12 protein-coding genes are annotated in these 19,501 nt (G+C 48.8%); all 12 read left to right on the top strand.

Features of this window, described 5'->3' with window-relative positions:
* Nucleotides 1–49: 49 nt before the first annotated feature.
* The 12 genes from AC58PV_RS12590 to AC58PV_RS12535 all read left to right on the top strand — a co-directional run bounded on the left by AC58PV_RS12590 (nucleotide 50) and on the right by AC58PV_RS12535 (nucleotide 19,423).
* A complete protein-coding gene (locus AC58PV_RS12590) occupies nucleotides 50–1,627 on the top strand; it encodes a helix-turn-helix domain-containing protein (RefSeq protein ID WP_497432580.1) in 1,578 nt (525 codons plus the stop codon).
* Nucleotides 1,628–1,738: 111 nt separating this feature from the next.
* Nucleotides 1,739–2,719 (top strand): ABC transporter substrate-binding protein, encoded by a 981-nt coding sequence (locus AC58PV_RS12585; RefSeq protein WP_497432579.1) that lies wholly within the window; start codon nucleotides 1,739–1,741, stop codon nucleotides 2,717–2,719.
* Nucleotides 2,720–2,790: 71 nt separating this feature from the next.
* The gene (locus AC58PV_RS12580) at nucleotides 2,791–3,672 is read left to right on the top strand and encodes a metallophosphoesterase (RefSeq protein WP_497432578.1); all 882 of its coding nucleotides are present in this window, start codon (nucleotides 2,791–2,793) and stop codon (nucleotides 3,670–3,672) included.
* A gap of 112 nt (nucleotides 3,673–3,784) precedes the next feature.
* Complete coding sequence (locus tag AC58PV_RS12575; protein ID WP_497432577.1) at nucleotides 3,785–4,627, top strand: SDR family NAD(P)-dependent oxidoreductase; 843 nt, start codon at nucleotides 3,785–3,787, stop codon at nucleotides 4,625–4,627.
* A gap of 5 nt (nucleotides 4,628–4,632) precedes the next feature.
* The gene (locus AC58PV_RS12570) at nucleotides 4,633–6,174 is read left to right on the top strand and encodes an AMP-binding protein (RefSeq protein WP_497432576.1); all 1,542 of its coding nucleotides are present in this window, start codon (nucleotides 4,633–4,635) and stop codon (nucleotides 6,172–6,174) included.
* A gap of 466 nt (nucleotides 6,175–6,640) precedes the next feature.
* A complete protein-coding gene (locus AC58PV_RS12565; RefSeq protein ID WP_497432575.1) occupies nucleotides 6,641–8,140 on the top strand; it encodes an ABC transporter substrate-binding protein in 1,500 nt (499 codons plus the stop codon).
* Between the two features lie 270 nt (nucleotides 8,141–8,410).
* Nucleotides 8,411–9,328, top strand: coding sequence for an ABC transporter permease (locus AC58PV_RS12560; protein ID WP_497432574.1), 918 nt, complete (start codon nucleotides 8,411–8,413; stop codon nucleotides 9,326–9,328).
* A gap of 15 nt (nucleotides 9,329–9,343) precedes the next feature.
* Entirely contained in the window at nucleotides 9,344–10,246 is a 903-nt protein-coding gene (locus AC58PV_RS12555) for a carbohydrate ABC transporter permease (RefSeq protein ID WP_497432573.1), read from the top strand.
* A gap of 117 nt (nucleotides 10,247–10,363) precedes the next feature.
* Nucleotides 10,364–11,887 carry an ABC transporter substrate-binding protein gene (locus tag AC58PV_RS12550; protein ID WP_497432572.1) on the top strand — a complete coding sequence of 508 codons (1,524 nt, stop codon included), beginning with the start codon at nucleotides 10,364–10,366 and terminating at the stop codon, nucleotides 11,885–11,887.
* Between the two features lie 118 nt (nucleotides 11,888–12,005).
* Nucleotides 12,006–12,992 carry a hydroxyacid dehydrogenase gene (locus tag AC58PV_RS12545; protein WP_497432571.1) on the top strand — a complete coding sequence of 329 codons (987 nt, stop codon included), beginning with the start codon at nucleotides 12,006–12,008 and terminating at the stop codon, nucleotides 12,990–12,992.
* A 401-nt stretch (nucleotides 12,993–13,393) separates the two neighbouring features.
* Complete coding sequence (locus tag AC58PV_RS12540; protein ID WP_497432570.1) at nucleotides 13,394–16,903, top strand: right-handed parallel beta-helix repeat-containing protein; 3,510 nt, start codon at nucleotides 13,394–13,396, stop codon at nucleotides 16,901–16,903.
* A gap of 168 nt (nucleotides 16,904–17,071) precedes the next feature.
* Nucleotides 17,072–19,423, top strand: a complete 2,352-nt coding sequence (locus tag AC58PV_RS12535) for a helix-turn-helix domain-containing protein (protein WP_497432569.1) — start codon at nucleotides 17,072–17,074, stop codon at nucleotides 19,421–19,423.
* Nucleotides 19,424–19,501: the final 78 nt, after the last annotated feature.

Raw genomic sequence — 19,501 nt, 5'->3', positions numbered from 1 at the left:
GGGATCGGCGATAGATGATACCCTAGAAAGTTGGCTGCAGCTAGATAAAGTGGGGCTTAGGCTGCTTCAGATTCATTATCATCGTTTGGATACGGATGGATTCATCAAGCTGCAGATTCCGCATGCCTATAGAATGCTTCTTATCCTAGGCGGAGAAGGCAAATGTATGGTGGATGGCGAGTGGATTCCTCTTCAACGGGGGAGCTGCTGCCTGCTGCGGCCAGGGACGTACACGGCTGCCAGCGTGAGCACGGGAGAAGGATTGGCCTGGTACGATTTCACCTTCGAGGCTTTTCCTTACGACCAGAAGCAGGTAGGCGGTTCAGGAGATGCGGGCCAAGGCGACAAAGTGTGGTGCGGCGCGATTCCAGAGCATTCGCTGGCTCAAGCCGTAGATCTCGCCAAACGGCTGTATATGGAGCGCGACAGCCAAGAGCGAGTTGAACGGTTCCGTTTAAATGTCGTTTTTCAAGAGCTCCTTTATTGGGTGATGAAGGATTTGGGCAACGAAGCTGTCGGACAAGCGAAGGAGCGAATTACCCGAATAATCGACTATATGGAGCGTCATTTCCAGGATAATCTTACACGCGACATGCTGGCGCAAATGGCTGGCATGAGCCCTGAATATTTCTCCCGTATATTCAGGAAAGAGACGGGCAGGACGCTAGGCGAGTATTTGACGAACATTCGCATCAATCATGCCAAACGCGAGTTGATTCGCGGTCAAGCGTCGATTGGTTGGATCGCAGAATATGCCGGTTATGGCGAGCAGTACTATTTTAGCCGCAAATTCAAGCAAGAGGTTGGCATGTCGCCTACAGTCTATATGGAGAAACAAAGAAACCATGTGGCGTGCCTGTTCCCGCCGTATGTAGACCATATGCTAGCATTGGGGGTTACCCCATACGCTTCTATGATGGATAGAGATCACCCCTTATCGTCCCAAGTGCAACGGTCCATTCATTTAGGAGAGCAGGAAGCTGAGCTAGGCGAACGCAATCTGAGCCAACTGCTGCAGATTGAGCCGGATTTGATTCTTTGCAGCCAATACATTGATCCGAAGCTGGAAGCCAGGCTGAATCGAATCGCGCCGACGTTTACGATTTCGTATAAACAGGAGTGGAGACGCGTTTTGAGCGAAATTGCTGCTTTGCTGGGCAAATCGGAAGAGCTGGAAGAGGCGCTTCTCCGTTATGAACGCAAATGCCATGAAACATCGACACAGATCAAGTCAGCTATCGGTGAGCAAACGGTCGCCTTGCTGCGAATCCATGCCGATCAAATTCGCTTGTATGGCGGGTCCAAGCATTCGTATACGGCACCTGTGCTGTATGGGGATTTGGGACTGAAGGCGCCAAATCTTGTGCGCCGGCTGGCTTGGGATGATTACTGGGCAAGCGTATCGATCTCGCATCTTGCACAGCTCGATGCGGACCAACTGCTGCTTGTCGTCGATCCAGGTTGCGAAGAGCAGCTGCAGATGTTGATGGACAGCCGAAACTGGCATGACATACCGGCTGTGAAGCGAGGGAATATCTATCGCGCCGATTACTATACATGGATGAGCGGCGGCATTTTGATGAACACCATGAAGATGGAGGAAGCATTGCGGTTCCTGGGAACATAGATGTCACAATTGTCCATCTCCTTGAACGGTTTTGTCCTTGGCAGTCGAAGAGGATCACGATACAATTGATAACGATTCTCAGTATAGGAAGGCACAAGGAGTGGTAATCACATGAAGAAAACTCGTTTATGGATGATGGGGGCACTGGCTGTCACCTTGGGGGTATCGCTTACAGGTTGTGGGTCAAAGAATACGAATGCAGCGAACACTGCGACCGCGACGGTCAGCCCAAGTACGGTGAAGGAAACGGCGTCGGCCAAGCCTGCGGCTCAGGAGAAGACCGTCAAGGATGAGATCGGTCATGAAGTGAAGATTCCCGCTGAGCCGAAGCGGATTCTCGGTATTTATTTGGAAGACGAACTGCTGTCGTTGGGCATTCAGCCGTTCAAGCAATCGAAGATCGGAACATGGAGCGGACAGGATTATCTGGGCCTTTCGATACCGGCCATCGATGTGAGTGGAAGTGTAGAAGCCGTTTTGGAAGCGGCGCCTGATCTCATTTTGGAAAATGTATATGATGAGAAAAGGTATGGCCAATTTTCCAAAGTGGCTCCGATGTATTCCTTCAAAGATGCAAGAGCAGATTGGAGAGCGACGATTCGCACGTTAGGTGATCTGTTTGGCAAAGCAGATAAAGCGAAGGATGTTATTGAGAAGTATGACCAGAGAGCCAAGCAGGCTGGAGCGACCATCAAGCAAAAGATTGGCGATCAAACGGTTGCAATCGTTCGTATTCACACGAAAGAGATCCGACTCTATGGCGGCCCGGGTTATGCCGGACCTGTTGTATATCAAGATTTGGGGCTTACGCCATCGAAGCTTGTGAAAGAATTGATTTTGGACAAGAATGGGAAAGTTGTGCCGATATCCTTGGAAATGATCCCTCAGTTGGATGCCGATCACATCTTTATTACAACGGATACAGGAGCAGAGGACAAGACCAAGGAATTGCTGGCTAATCCGCTGTGGCAGAGTCTTCCGGCTGTCAAAAAGGGACATGTGTATCAGGTTAATTTTGAAACATGGATGAAGAGCGGTCCGATCGCTGACGGCAAAAAGATTGATGATGTGCTTGCTGCACTTGCAAAATAAGCGTTACCCTAAAGGCTGTTTCTTCAGCAGTGTTCATCTGCCGGAGGGACAGCCTTCTCACGTTGCAGGTCATGTTATATAATTGTGATATGGAAAATAAAGAGAAAATAACGCGTCGTTCCTTTTTGAAAAAGTCTCTGCTGCTAGGCGGAAGTTTACTAGCCGTCCCTCCGTTAAGTTATGGGTATGCCACGCGGGTAGAGCCCCGTTGGCTGCAAGTTGAGCGCATTTCATTGGCTTTCCCTTCACTGCCAGAGGCATTCAAGGGGTTGCGGATTGTGCAATTCAGTGATCTTCATTTCGGATTCCATTTGGATGTTGGGCAATTAACCAAGGTGGTCAAGGTCATTCAGGCAGAAAAACCAGACATTGTCTGCTTTACAGGCGACCTCGTCGATTATGAGATTGGCGGACAGGGTCAAGCTATTCGGGATGTGTTGAAGACGATTACTGCGACATACGGCTGCTATGCGGTGCTTGGCAATCACGATTATTATGGCAATGTGCAAGAAGTGGCAGATGTGTTAGAGGGTGGCGGCTTTCACTGCCTGCGTAATCGGGGACTCCGGATTCAGAAAGATAGCCAGTCAATATGGATCGCCGGCGTAGAGGATATGTGGGAGGGCGTTCCTAATCTTAAAACGGCGCTGCAGTCAGCGAAAAAAGATGAATGGGTACTCCTCTTATCCCATGCACCGGATTATGCCGATGTTGTTGCGGCAGATGGAGTTGTTCAGTTGCAGCTATCGGGGCATTCTCATGGCGGTCAAGTCAGACTTCCGATCATTGGGCCACTGGCTTCCGTGCCTTATGGGGTCAAATATCCTTCGGGACTCTATCAGGTAGGGGAAAGTAAGTCGCTCACGCTGTATACGAATCGAGGTATCGGCGTGTCCGTACAGCCAATTCGGTTCATGTGTAGGCCTGAAATTACGGTGTTGACGTTGGGGTAAGGGTGTTGTGTGAAATAACGGGATAACCTACAGTTATTTCGGCGATATTTCTCGATATTTTTGAATTAACTGTAAAAAATACATTGCTTCCTATAAAGAAGGTAGTGAATCCATGCCAAGTGCTAGCCTACACACGCTTCTCGACTATCTCTTATTCCCATCGACGAAATTAAACAGACAGAAGCTAGAGCGCCATCTAGCAGGCAAAACTATTCTCATCACCGGTGCCAGCTCCGGCATCGGCGAACAACTTGCTTATCTGCTAGCCGATATGCGGGTTCATCTCATTCTGGTAGCTAGACGAGAAGCGAAGCTCCTAGACATGAAACGTGAAATCGAAGTGAAAGCGGCAGCCCGCGTAAGTGTCTTCCCTGCGGATCTTCGAGATCCGAAGGACATGGAGGGATTACTGGCTTTTCTCCATCAACAGCCAGAGGGGCTTGATATCGTAATCAGCAACGCGGGGCATTCGATCCATCGTTCCATTGGGCAGTCGTTGAACCGTTACCATGATTTCACGCGTACGATGAGGATTAATTATTTCGCGCCAGTTCAACTACTGCTCTCTCTCATACCGCTGCTCCAGCACAAACAGGGGCAAATCATTAACATATCGACGATCAATGTGATGCTAACTCCTTTACCGCATTGGGCGGCGTATCAGGCATCGAAATCTGCTTTTGACACGTGGTTTCGGTCCGCTGCCCCTGAACTGAATAGGATGGGGATTGCCACGACCTCGATCTATCTCCCGCTTGTAAGAACGCCTATGATAATGCCAACGGCAGCTTATCGCAACTTACCGGCCATGTCCCCAGCGGACGTCGCCAAGTTAATCGGTAAGGCCATCTATACCAGAAGGCAAACGTTCAAACCGTGGTGGTTGACTTTCGGAGCGCTAGCATCCGTTTTTATCAGAACAATGCCTAGAATGAATACCAAGCGAAAAGGGTAGAGGCCATGAGGATATTTAAGCTGATCTATGTGTTTTATCAAATTAGGCTGCTCTCGCTGGTCGCATTGTTCCGATTAGCCTCTGCCATCTATACTTCGGGTACGAATCTGATGGCTCTATTGCATTTTGCGGCCAGAACCTATGGGAACCGAATTGCTTTGTCCGATGAACAGGAAACCCTCACATATCGCCAATTGTATGAACAATCCAAACGACTTTCGGCGCAGTTGAAGGTGAACTACCAGCTCGCTGGCGGTCAGAGCGTAGGATTTCTATGCAAAAACCACGCCTCTCTGGTGAGAGCCATCTATGCGGTGTCTTTTACAGGGGCGGATATCTGTCTGTTGAATGCGGAAATGAGCAAGGATCACTTGCAGGGGATTGTGGATAGTAAGGATTTCCAGCTTATCATCTATGACGCCGAACTCAGCGCAATACTTGCGCAAACGACGTACAGGAACGCCAAACTGCCCAGCTATCACCCTACTTCTTCTGCGGTAAATAACTTATTGGTTACAACTGTTGCTGAAAAGAAAAAACAACGTCGAGCTTCCTCCGGGAAACTCATGCTGCTCACAGGTGGAACCACGGGCAAAGCCAAAGAAGCGGCGCATCAGCCATCGCTATTCAATTATTTGGACCCTTTTGCAGGATTCTTGACACGATTGCAAATCTTGACTAAGCAGACAGCCTATATTGCGACGCCTATTTATCATGGTTATGGGGTAGCGGTTCTGCTCCTATTCTGCGCATTGGGCAAGAAAGTCGTGATTCAACGCGGATTTGATCCAGAGAAAGCCTGTCGATTGATTCGCGAGCATCGGGTAGATATCGTCACGGTCGTCCCTTTAATGCTGCATAAAATGCTACAAAGGGGCGCAGACGCTCTGAAATCCCTGTCCTGTATAGCTTCAGGTGGAGCTGAGCTCCCTCCTAAACTGGTCCAAGAGACGCACAATCGATTGGGCGAAGTGTTATACAACCTGTATGGCACGTCGGAAGCGGGATTGAATATCATTGCCGTTCCGCAGGATCTGGTCTACTCCGCGTACACAATTGGCAGAAGATTGAACGGTGTTCATGTGAAAATTATGGATGATCAGCAACAAGAAGTTCCGATCGGCAAGACAGGTCAAATTTGTATTCGCAATCAATGGTCGATGCGAAACAAGGTTAGCCATTGGATCCAAACTGGCGATTTGGGCTATCAGGATGAGAAGGGCTATTTCTTTTTGCGTGGACGAGTAGACAGTATGATTGTTTCAGCGGGGGAAAATGTGTATCCGTTCGAAGTGGAACAGATTCTGCGCACGCACCCCTGCGTGGAGGATGCAGCCGTCATTGGGGTGGCGGATGAGTTATTTGGACAGCGGTTGAAAGCATGGGTGCAGTTGATACCTAATGCGGAGACCACCGAGGACGAACTTCTAGAGTGGCTGCGTCCTAGAGTGGCACGATATCAGATGCCTAGAGAGCTCCGTTTCGTCGATCATTTGCCCTATACCCCATTAGGAAAGTTGGATAAAAAGGAATTACATAAGAAATGACCACCACAGGATAGACATGTGATGGTCATTTTTTTAGATAAATGGTCTGAACGGAGAACATGGTCTAGATTCCACAAGAAAAATAGCTAAGAGATCAAAAAGTACTAAGGGGAGGAGAAAAGGCAGGAACGAGATATGTGCTTTCTTTCCAGTGCGTGTTTGTTTCAAATAGACCTTGTGGCCGTCGACTTTCACAATAGTTCCACGGTAAGTGCCGTGTGTTGTATTTATCATAACTTCGCGATGGAGGTACTTTTTACACATGGCGTAAGAATCCGATCGTTTCAAAGGAATACCCCCTTTCTAGCTGTAATAATCTAGTATATGCCCGTCCCATAGAACAAGTGCGAGTGTTGGTGAACTTTCCTTGAGGGGGAATCTGTGATCAACGTCCTATTATGTTCACTGGGTAGAGATCAGGTTATAATAGAAGCAATGCATGAGAGATCGGAGAGGGGGAATGGTCTTGGGCAAACTAAACATCAGGAATATCGGGGGATCCGTTCATGGATATCGTTTCACTCAAGTTGCGATTCTGAGCATGGTGGCGGTCTTGATGTTAGTCGCGAGCGGCTGCATGAAATCGGATCAATCCGAAGGCGATGGTGTCGGTGTGACCGATGAGCTGATCTGGTACTATCCGCAGAATAAAGTGAATCCTGACTTGCATCTCGTGAATGCCGAAGTGAACAAGCTGATTGCGGATAAAATTCATGCGAGCGTCAAGCTGCAGCCCATCGATTTCGCAAACTATGAGCAGAAACTGAATACACTTGTGGCGGCAAATGATCCGATGGATATCGTCTGGACGTCGAACTGGCTGTTTCCGTGGGACGCGAACGCCAGAAAGGGTGTGTTCCAGCCGTTGGACGAGCTGCTTGAGCGCCATGGACAGAAGCTGCGGGCCTCGATGTCCCTGCGATTCTGGAACGACGGCAAGTTGGATGGCAAGCAATTGGCTGTGCCGAACTACCAAATTGCCGCTATGCGCCCAAGCTTGGTCATCCAGAAGCGGTTCGTCGATAAATATAAGCTCGATGTAAGTACGATCCGCAAGATCGACGATATTGAGCCTTTCTTGAAGGGGCTGAAAGAAAGGGAACCGGGCATCGTCCCGTTCGGTACGACACGAGGCTTCTTTATGAACCATATGTACGGCATCGACTGGCGTGTGGCCGTGTATCAGGGTGATGCCAATCACCGAGTTCTTCCTGATGTCACGCCGGAAATGAGACAGAACTTTGCTTTGGTTCACTCCTGGTATGACAAAGGTTATATCAATCAGGACGCCGCTACATTGAAGAACGCTGCGGACGTCTACAATAAGGGAAATACGGCTGTTTGGTTCGATTTCACGGGGAAACCGGGCTCCGAAGCGGAGTTTAAGGCTGGCGATGGCGGTTTCGACGTCGTGCTCGTTCCGCTTGCGAAGCCGTCGTTCAACGGGGCAGTCAGCTCAATGAACGCGATCAGCCGGACATCGAAGCATCCCGACAAAGCGATGCAACTGCTCGAGCTGGTGAACACCGATAAGCAGTTGTACAATACGCTCGTCTATGGGATTGAAGGCAAGCACTATTCGCGAGGTGACGGGAATTACGTCAAGCTGAATATGGATTCGGGGTATTTTACAAACACGGATTGGGTATTTGGCAACATCCGCAATGAATATTTGCCGGAGGGAGCGCCCCCTGACAAGATCGAACAGACTGTACGTATCAATGAAGAGGCGGAAGTATCTCCTTATTATGACTTCGTGTTCCAAACCGATGATTTGAAAGCTGAACTTGCCAATGTGAAAGCAGTGAACGACGAGTATTATGCAGCGCTCGCTACTGGAACTGTGGATCCGGAGAAGTATCTGCCGATTTACGAAGAGAAGCTGAATAAAGCTGGCAGCGAAATGATAAGATCCGAGAAGCAGAGGCAGCTGGACGACTGGCTTAAGGCGAAGGGAAAGAAGTGAGCAGAGCTACATAAGTAAAGGCTGAGAACGACGGTGTATAGCACATCGTGTGATTCTTGGCCTTTTTGGCGTTTCCTCCAAGGGCGTTCAGGCAGGAACCGTTGCGGCAATCCGCGGCTTGCTTAGACTTCAGTTAGTAAAATACAGATCGTTTACTCAAAGTGGCGACAAAAGTACAGTTTTTACACTGTTATATGGGTGATATTTCAGCTAAATTGATCTCAGGCAGCAAGCCAAGCAAATCGTTACAGGCAAGGAGGAAGGCATCCTATGAAGCGCAAGAAGGCATTCCGGTTTTTCGGCAGGAATATTGAACTGTTTACGCTCTCGCTTCCCGCAGTCATCTATATTTTTATCATGGCGTACATTCCGATGTTTGGTGTCGTCATCGCATTTAAAAATTATAAGTATGACAAGGGGATTCTGGGAAGTGATTGGATCGGTTTCAAGAACTTCGAGTTTCTGTTTAAAAGCGAAACCGCATTTCGAATCACCCGCAACACGGTCTTGTATAACCTGGGTTATATGGTGCTAACGACGATCGCAGCACTCACAGTAGCAATTCTTCTCAATGAAATTGCAAAAAAATGGCTTAAAATTTATCAGACATCGTTGATATTGCCATTTTTTCTCTCATGGGTCGTCATGAGCTACATTACTCAGGCGTTTCTCGATCACGAAAATGGATTTATCAACAGTTGGCTGGTATCAGCCGGCATGGAAAAAATTTCGTGGTACTTCGAAGCCCAGTATTGGCCCTATATTCTAAACATCGTGCATTTGTGGAAAGCGATAGGATTCTCGGCGATGGTGTACTACGCTGGCATTCTCGGAATTGATGGAGAGTTGTACGAAGCGGCCCGAATAGACGGAGCGAAGCGGATGCAGATGGTAACGAATATCACGATCCCGCAGCTGACGCCGCTCATTATTATTCTTCTTATCCTCAGTATCGGGAATATGTTCCGAGGCGACTTCGGCTTACATTTTTTCATCCCGAACAACAATGGGATGACGTATGCGACGACAGATATCATCGATACGTACATCTACCGGGCGCTCAGCGAAATTGCGGACGTTAGTATGGCATCGGCCGTAGGTTTGTACCAGTCGTTCGTCGGTTTTGTTCTCGTCGTCAGCGCCAATTTAATCGTTAGACGAATTAATGAGGACAATTCTCTGTTCTAAAGGAGGGAACATTTCGTGGTAGTCCAACAGTCCAAAGCGGTATGGAGCCAACTCATCATTCATACCATATTCATTTTGCTCACGATCGCAATGCTGGTTCCATTTGCCCTCGTTATCATCATCTCATTATCGGATGAGCAGTCGATTCTGCACCATGGCTTCCGCCTTATTCCGGATCAGTTCAGCGCTGCGGCGTACCATTATTTTCTGAAAACGCCGGAAACAATTCTACGGGCCTATGGTGTGACGATTCTCGTCGCTGTCATTGGCACATGTATCAGTCTAATTCTAACCTCTACGATGGGCTACGTGCTGTCCAGGAGGGATTATGGCCTGCAGCGAGCAACGTCATTCTACGTATTCTTCACAATGCTGTTCAACGGTGGTCTTGTGCCGTTCTACATTATGATTACCCAGATCTTACATTTGAAAAATTCAATATGGGCACTCATTGTGCCTGGATTACTCAGTCCATTTTACGTACTGATTATGAAGGGTTTCATGGCCAAAATTCCGACTGAGATTATTGAGTCGGCGAAAGTGGAGGGAGCGCGTGAGTGGAAGATTTACACAGCACTGATCCTACCGCTCTCGAAGCCAGCACTCGCAACATTGGGATTGTTTATCATGTTTAACTATTGGAATGAATGGTTCAATGCCCTTCTATTTATCAACAATGAGAAACTGGTTCCACTTCAGTTGTTGCTCGTGAGAACCATGAACACACTTGACTTCATCACATCGCGTCCCGAGTTCGCCTCAGCGTTGGTTACGCTCAATGTTGATATGGGGGACTTTCCGAAGACGTCAGCTAAATTCGCTGTAGCCGTTCTATCAGCGGGTCCAATGTTGTTAGTATTCCCGTTCTTTCAACGGTTCTTCGTTAAAGGTCTGACGATCGGTGCTATTAAAGGATAAGTTGTAAGCCTCGGGTGGGGAAAGCTTGAAGGGAGGGGAACCGAAGCTGTAGGAATTAGCTTTTCACATCCGCTTTCATAAATAAACTTGATCATCATATTAAGGGAGGTTTCTTCATTGAAAAAGATTATAAAATCACGCTTTCAGTGGATGTCCACGCTCGCAGTTAGCTCCGCACTTGCCATTGCCGTAACCGGCTGCGGCAGCAGTATAGACAATACTAGCACGCCTTCCCCATCCAGCAGTGGGGCACCCGCAGCATCTGCAAGCGATGCGCCCAAAAAGCTTGACCCGGTCGAATTGACTTGGTACTACCCACAGAACAAAGCAAATCCGGATCTACAACTCGTGAATGATGCTGTTAATAAGATTACACAAGAGAAAATTAACGCAACAATCAAGTTGATGCCGGTTGACTTCGGTACGTATGAGCAGAAGCTGAACACGATCGTAGCTGCTAATGAAGTAACCGATATTATCTGGACGTCGAACTGGCTGTTTAAATTCGATCAGAATCAGAAGAAAGGTGTATTCCAGCCCCTCGACGATTTGTTGAAGAATCAAGGACAGAAGCTTTACAAATCATTGGAAGAGAAATTCTGGAATGATGCGAAGCTAGACGGCAAAATCTATGCGGTGCCAAACTATCAAATCTCCGCGACTCGTGCAGGATTGGTTATGCAGAAGCGTTTTGTGGATAAATACAAACTGGATGTAAACACGATTAAGAAGTTGGAAGATCTCGAGCCGTACCTGAAGCAGATCAAGGATAACGAACCTGGGATCGTACCATTCGGGACCCAGCGCGGACCCTATCAAGGTTCTCTCTACAACATTGATGTGAAGGGACCTGTTTACAAGAACGATACGACATTCAAAGTTCTACCCGATGTGACAACTGAAATGAGAGCCAATTTCAAACTGATGAACTCCTGGTACACGAAGGGGTATATCAATAAAGATGCTGCAACCATAAAAGCTGCAGCAGACGCTTACAACAAAGGCACAACAGCAGTCTGGTTCGACCATACCGGCAAGCCAGGCTCTGAGGTTGAGTTCAAAGCAGCGAATGGTGGTAATGACGTTGTGCTCGTACCACTGGCTAAAGCCGTATTTAGCGGTGCAGCAAGCACGCTGAATGCGATCAGCCGAACTTCCAAAAATCCGGAGAGAGCCATGATGTTCCTTGAACTGGTGAACACCGATAAGCAATTGTATAACACACTCGTGTACGGTATTGAAGGTAAGCATTATACGAAGACAACGGGCAATTTCATCAAAATCAATCAGGATGCAGGCTACTTCACGAACACGGATTGGATCTTCGGCAGCATCATCAACGAGTATTTGCCGGAAGGCTCACCAGCTGACAAATTGGAGCAAACAGCGAAAGTTAACGCTGAAGGTGAAGTTTCCCCGCTTACTGGATTTGTCTTCAATTCGGAACCAGTCAAGACAGAAACTGCGAACGTCAAGGCAGTAAACGATGAGTATTATCAGGGTCTCGGAAGCGGTACACTCGATCCGGAGAAGTACTTGCCGATCTATGAAGAAAAATTGAAAAAAGCTGGCGCCGATGTGATCGTAGCTGAGCGTCAGAAACAGCTTGACGCATGGTTGAAGGCGAACGGCAAGAAGTAACATGTGACGAATAAACCCATAGATTACCTGGTCTATCCCCTCAATACAGCAATGTATGTCAGGAATAGCCCAGGTTTTATGGGCTTTGGTGGAACACAAGAATAAGGGAGGACTTCAAGTGAAAATTGCCATACTGCAAGGAAAAGACAAAAGGGAGCGGATCTTCGGGCCAGACCATCTGGCTCAGCTCCGTGAACTTGGGGAAGTTACGCTCAACGAGGAGAATGGAAACCCATCGGAAGAGCATGCGCGCGCCCTGATTGCTGGCGCAGATGTGGCGATCACCTCATGGGGCTGCTGTGCATTGACAGAACGGGTGCTGGAGAGCGCACCGAATTTGAAGCTCGTTCTACATGCGGCCGGCACCGTCAAGCCGATTGTTACAGAGGCGTTGTGGCAACGCGGAGTTCGTGTAGCTAATGCGACTGAAGCACTTGGCCAAGGGGTGGCAGAGACCGCGCTTGGCTTTACTATCGTGTCGCTCAAAGACATGTGGCGGCTTAGTCGGGAGACGGGGGCTGGCGGCTGGGGCGACGGTTCGCGTGTGCGCGAAGTGTATGGTCTGACGATCGGCGTCGTTGGAGCAGGGCGTGCTGGTTCCCACTACATTAAATTGCTTCGCCAATTTGATGTTAATATCGCGCTTTACGATCCATTCGTCAGCGAGGAGCGCGCTAGGGAGATGGGCGCGCAGAAGCTGGAGCTGGAAGACCTGCTGCGAGTGAGCGATGTCGTATCTATTCACTTGCCGTCGTTGCCGGAGACGTATCATATGTTTAACGCCGAGCGGCTGGCGATGATGAAAGACGACTGTGTGCTGATCAATACTGCCCGCGGATCGGTTATCGACGAGGCGGCGCTCACAGTCGAATTAAGCAAAGGGCGGCTATTCGCGTGTCTCGACGTTACGGATCCGGAGCCGCCGGAAGAAAACCATCCGTTTCGCGCGCTGCCGAATGTGATTCTGACTCCGCATATTGCCGGAGCCGTCAATAACGGCTTAGGGCGCATCGCGAAGGCGGTCGTGAGCGACTTGCGAGCTTATCTGGCGGATCGTCCGCTGAGTGGCGAAGTCCGGGCGGAGCAGATGCATTTGCTGGCTTGATGTCGAGCTGCTATGTTGGATTTGCGTTAGCTCCACTGCATCAAAATAGATGGAAAATGTACAGCTAATCGTGGTCATTTGCGTGAAATGGAACAAGTAACTGGATTTTATACAGCTAATTTCAGGCAAGTTGCCCATTTTCGTGAAAAGTGTGAAATTTAACTGGATGTTTTCCAGTTATTGGCCTCATTCTCGCGATTTGAACGAAAATAGCTGTATTTTTTCCAGTTATTCCTATATGAGAATACTGGGAAGGGGGTGCTACCGCTACTTGGCGCAAAATGTCAAAGAATACGACAAAGAAATAGCCAGGCTTGCAGGTTTTTGCAATCATCAACAGAAAAAGGAGAATGTCAGCGAGAAGACAAAACAGCATTAATTGATGAGAAGGAGGCTAATTAATGAAGGTAAAGTCAACATGTCGTCTAGGTCTTGCTGCTATGGTGAGTTTGACAATGGTGATGGGCGCATTGCCCGAAGAGTCCGTTTCGGCCGCAGGAGTTACTTATTATGTATCGCAGGCAGCAAGCAGCAGCGATACGGGAAATAATGGGAAATCTTTAGGGGCAGCTTTCAAAACTATTCAAAGATGCATGAATGCTTTGGAACCAGGAGACACCTGTGAAGTGTCATCCGGTATTTATCGCGAGACCATTACGCCGCCAACCGGAACTGGTGAGAATTCTCGGATCACGATCAAGGCGGCAAGCGGAGCGAACGTTGTGGTCAGCGGTACTGATCCGATTACGAGCGCATGGACATCAGCAGGAATTGCGGGAATGCCGGTCTACAAGACGCCGTACACGAGAAGCTCGCTTCTGGATGAGACAGAAGAGCAGTTCTTTGTCGTTCCGAAGGATGCCAATGGCTATTTGTCCGCGGATCCAACCCTTCTATGGGAAGCGCGTTGGCCCAATATCAGTTCTTATAACTTGAACGGGTTGAAAGATAACATGGCATTTATGCAGTCTGCCTCTAACCTGACAACCTCCTATACAGTCACGGACAGTACGTTGCCCAACATGAATTGGGTCGGTGCGACAATCTGGGAGCGGGGAGGGGATGCCTACACCGGGCAAACCACAACCATTACTGGCTTCAACAACACGACTAAAACGCTTACAATGAATCCGGTCACGAACGACCAATCGTATTACTCGCCACGGCAAGGAAATACGTATTTTCTCTCCGGGGTATTGGGTGCACTCGACGTGGCCAGCGAGTGGCATACGGATGCGACGCACCTCTACTTGTGGGATCCCTCTGGTGGCGTACCCGCGAATGTGGAAGCGAAGACCCGCCAAACGGCGTTTAATCTGAAAGGCAAATCGTACATCACCATCTCCGGCATTCGAACAATGGCGGCGAACATCTTGATGGGGCCGGTCGGCAGCACCCCGTCCACACACAATGTGCTAGACAAGATCAAAGCCGAGTATGTGTATTTCTCCGATTACAGCCATGGCACGTCGATTGAGAGTCAGCGCGAGCGGGGCATTAACATAGTAGGCGACTATAATGAGTTGAAAAACAGTACGATCGCCTATTCCACTGGAACGCTGATTCATATAGCAGGCAAAGGCAATCGTATCTTAAATAATAGCATTCATGACGGTAGTTACATGGCTACGCACGATTCGCTGATTCGACTATCAAGCGGAGCCGAGAACGTGGTCGATCACAATGAAATCCGCGATTCAGGAAGAGGACTTCTCTCCATCTACCAAGGCAGCGGAGTGATCAGCTACAACGATATGTATCGGGGTATGAAGCTCTCCCGTGACGGTGGTCTAATCTATGCTTGGGGTTCCGATCTCGGCAATAGCGAATTCCACCACAATTGGATTCACGACAGCAAGGGAGATGACACGAGTGTCGGCATGTATTTCGACAACTACACGGAGAACGCAATCATTCATCATAACGTCATCTATAACAACGACACGGGAATTCAGATGGGGGCTCCAGGCAATTTCAAACTCGTCCACAACAACACGATCGTGAATAATGATAGGAGCATTGGGTTTCACGGAGCGGCCGGTTATCCTGACGATTTCTATGGTACCCGCTTTTATAACAACATTTTGACGGATAAAGCTTTCGCAATTGATTCGGACCGCAAACTGTTTCCTACAACCGTTTCCCAAGGTTACAACACGCTATCGCCTGTTGGTTTGAACTTCATCAATCCGGCAGGCGGGAACGGGAACGACTTCAGGCTGCAATCAGGCTCTACTGCGATTGACAGCGGGGCGGCCATTGCGGGTATTACCAGTGCGTACACCTGGGGCGGGGTTGCTCCAGACGCGGGTGCCTATGAGTATGGGGGTGGCTCGAACAGCTCCAACTGGATTCCGTCTTACAATCACTCCAACTATCCGGTTACACCAACTTGGCAGTTGATTGATACGCCGTATATGAATCGGATTACGAATAGCGCTTTCGAAAGAGGGCTTACGGACTGGCTAACTTGGTCGACAGCGGGAACTGAAGCAACGGTCGGCTCTGATACGCAATATGCCGTTCCAGCGTCTCCGATGCCAGCGAAACCAAATTGGATCAACCGGGGCAAGAATAACAAGCTTCGGCTTGGAGATGGGAACAGTCCAGCAGGAGGATCGACGGTAGGAGATGGGATCGAACAGTCGATCTCAGATCTGAAGCCGAATACAGCGTATACGTATTCCGCATGGATCTACAACATTCCGCTTGATCCTAATATCACGACTCCTGTGTCGACGGAAACAATATTACTTGGAGCGGAGAATTATGATGCGTCCGCATCGACCATGCCGAAAGTATCGGTGGCTTCAACTAGTGGGAAGTACGTGCGTCAGGAACTGAATTTTACAACGGGCTCGCTTACTGCTGCGAACGGAACATTGATTAAACCACGCGTGCAAATATTTAAAAACAAGTCGTACGCCTACCATTATTCCTTCGCGGACGACGCTGGCTTAATCGAATCTGCGCCGTTCAACTCAGGGCTTAGCGACGGTACCAACCTGAAAGATGTGGCATTCGTTGGGGCGCCGGCTACAAGCACAACCGCAGGGGCAACAGGAAGTCTTACCTTGAACGGCACGCTGCAGAACGGTAGTGGCGCTAGCTGGACGGGGGCAACCATCACGTTTACTTCGAGTGATCCTAATGTCGTAAGAATGGATAGTTCCACGGGTGGGGTGGTCTCTTACACGGCCATGGGCCCTGGTCAGGTGACGGTATCTGCCATTGCAAGAAAAGGGAACATCGCCAAGGCAACGAGCCAGATCGTCACCGTGTATCCAGTTGGATCGCCGCCTGCGACAGACTTCACTGCCAAGGCATACGGAACGAACGCAAGTGGGTTTACGACATGGAACAGCACGACGAATACGTACACACTTGTTGGCAAAGGGGATAATGTCTGGGGCACTTCCGACGACTTCGTCTTCTTGAAGAGGTCCGAACTTAACTCCAATGCGGCTAGTTCCAAACTGACGCTGAAAGCGAACATCGAGTTCAGCGCTTACGATCCAGCTTCCATCGGCCTTATGTTCCGAGAGCAGGACTCAGCTGGTGCTGAGCATGCGGAGTTCCGAATGGACGGCGTAGGCGATATTCTCCGACTCGTGTTCCGCAATACGGCATCAGGGGCCTCCGATCTGATCAACCATTACAAAACCGGTGTGAAGCAAATTCCAGCTTCTACAGGTGCGATTCCTCGCCTGTTGCCTGTCATGTTAACGAAGGAAGGGAACATTGTGAAAGGCTTCTACTTGGACGGGAACCAATATGTTCTGTTCGGCCAAACGACGGTCAACTTCACGGATGGCGCCAACATTCTCGCCGGGATAGCCCTATACTCCGGTTCTGGGCGGCCTGAGGCCAAAGCGGTCATTACGGATCTGCAGCTCATACGCAATTACTAAGCGCCGAACCCGACACACAAGCGTACACCCTTCGGTATCCGAAGGGTGTATGTCTACGAAGAGGAAGTATGCAATTCATGTTGAATTATGTAAAGGTAAGGCAAGCCGTAGACTAGATGCAGGAGCGATTGGCACTGTAAAGGAAGTCGTGAATGAGGGGATGTAACGATGAATAACTACTTGCGCAAATATCGAGAACGGAAATATTTCATGCGTATCATTCTTTCAATCAATTTGCTTATCATATCCGTTATGCTGGCCTCTTTGCTGTCTGCTTTTCTGTATTCCAAGAAGATTAGCTTGGATTCGCAGCAAGAAGCCAATGAGAAGGTTCTTTCTCAGATCAACTACAACATCTCTTATATGAATGACACGGTGAAAAATTTCGCTATCTCCATGTTCTACGATACCGACATGGCGCATTTATTATTCAGCGGCGAACAAGACACCTTTGAAGATACAGCCCGCATAAACAAGCTGTCCAAAACAATTGCCTATAACTCCTTTATCCATTCCATCGTTTTCTACAACAGTAAACGAAACATGTTTTTTACGAGTGGTGACGATGCGATCACGAGCTCAACTAGTAACCTAATGAATCAAATCGGTGAATTTCTAAGCGGCGGCAAGCCGATTTACAAAATGCAGATGATGCCCCTCCGCTACGTTCCGGATCTAAAGCACCCAGAGCGTACGCAACAAGTATTTTCTTTGTTCTTGTACGACTCGCTAGACGCCTATACGAAGAAGGAAAGCGCTCTGATCATCAATGTCAAACCAGAATGGCTATTCGAGAAGCTGGAGCTGATGAATCGGCAGTCCTCGAATCGGTCCAATCGGATTTTCGTTCTGGATCAGAATAAAGAGATGTACAGTCCAGACGTTCAAAGCAGCCAAGATTTAGGAGATCTGAAGGAACAGGTATATCAACAAATTGCCTCCTCAGGCCGTCAGGTATCCCAATTTACATATATAGCTAACGGAGAGAAGCAAATCGTTAACTACATCGTGAACCCCTCAGTCAACTGGGTGATCGTCGATGTTGAACCTTATGTTGGTGTACTCGCAGCGGTAGATAAGCTGAAGGTCGTCTTCGTTACGGTCGCTGCCATCTGTCTCGTTCTCGCCGTTGTTGCCTCATTAATCATCTCGAACCGTCTGTATTCGCCGATTAATGTGCTGCTCAAGCAGACAAAGCGGCTGCCCGGCGGTGAGCAGGACCGTATGAATGAGGGGGATGAGATCAGCTATATCTCGCATAGCTATAACCATTTGATCGAGAAGCTCATGAGCGAGCAGACGAAGCACGACAGCAACGAGGCCATTGTGCGTTCTTACTATTTGCGTAAGCTCGTAACTGACAGCCGATCCTTCACGTCTGAGGAATTGGCCGAGTGTGTGCAGGGCGGATATATGAACATCGACTTGGAAAAGGAGAGCATCTTGGGGATCCTGAAATTTGATCGTTACCAAGACTTGAAAGAAGGAAGACTTGGTGTGGATATGAACCTGCTGACATTTGCCGTATCCAATATTATTCGCGAATTTGTAACGGAGGAGCTGCGAGGGGACGTCGTTGATATTCGTGGTGAGCATCTTGTTCTAATCTTCGAAGCGGGCACGCGCCCGAAGGAAAGCTATTCGGCAATCATGAAGTTGCTGCAGCAGGCACAGCAAGTTATCGGCGATTATTACCACATCACCTTCACGGCAGCGCTGGGGGAGGTCGCCTCCCACTATCACGAGTTGACGGATCGCTATGAGAAAGCACTTGATTATCATCTATATAAAATGAACTTTGGTCACAACTCCGTGATCACACCTGATATGGTACAGAGCAACCTCGCCAATCCTGAGGCGCACATTCCGCTTGAGCTCGAGCGGAAATTCGCTGAGGCGATTAAGGCGAGTCATCCGGACAGCGTCTTCCAGGAGCTGGAGCATTTACACCGATTGATTGCGGGTATGAGCTCCGACGCCGTCGTGCAATCGGTCATTCAACTCGGCATTCTGATCAAACAGACGGTCCGCGAAATTAACCAGAATAAGCTGTCGCCTCTGCTTATCGACCTTCGCTCCATCGATCGCCTCATATTCGAGAAGGAGACATTGGACGAAATTTTTGCGGAGTTCGGCGCCATCCTCAGCGCGATCTTCGAGGATCAGAAACGCGGGACAGAGACGAAGGATCATTTTATCATCGATACGATTAAAGACGTCATTCAGGCCAATTATTCTGATCCGAATCTAAGCTTGCAGGAGATCGCGGATATGCTGCGGATGTCCTCTGCGTACGTCGGACGCATCTTTAAGAAGCAAGAGACGATCTCTGTTGCGGATTACATCAATGAAATACGATTACTGAAATCGGTCATGCTACTAGAGAACAATAACCTGCCGGTGAACGAGATCTCCGAGAAGGTTGGTTTCAGCTCACCGAGCTACTTCTTCAAGCTGTTCAAGAAGCGCTTCGGTACGACGCCGAAGGATTACCGTATTAAGAAATCGCTGTCGTTGTAGGGGGATCGGTTCTCAACTTCATCGTGCATAAAAGTTCAAATTGTTCATTGATTTGGGTAAAGAAAGTGCGAATCTTGC

The organism is Paenibacillus sp. J22FR83 (genome assembly GCF_059691955.1).
This window is presented reverse-complemented; position numbering and strand designations above follow the sequence as displayed.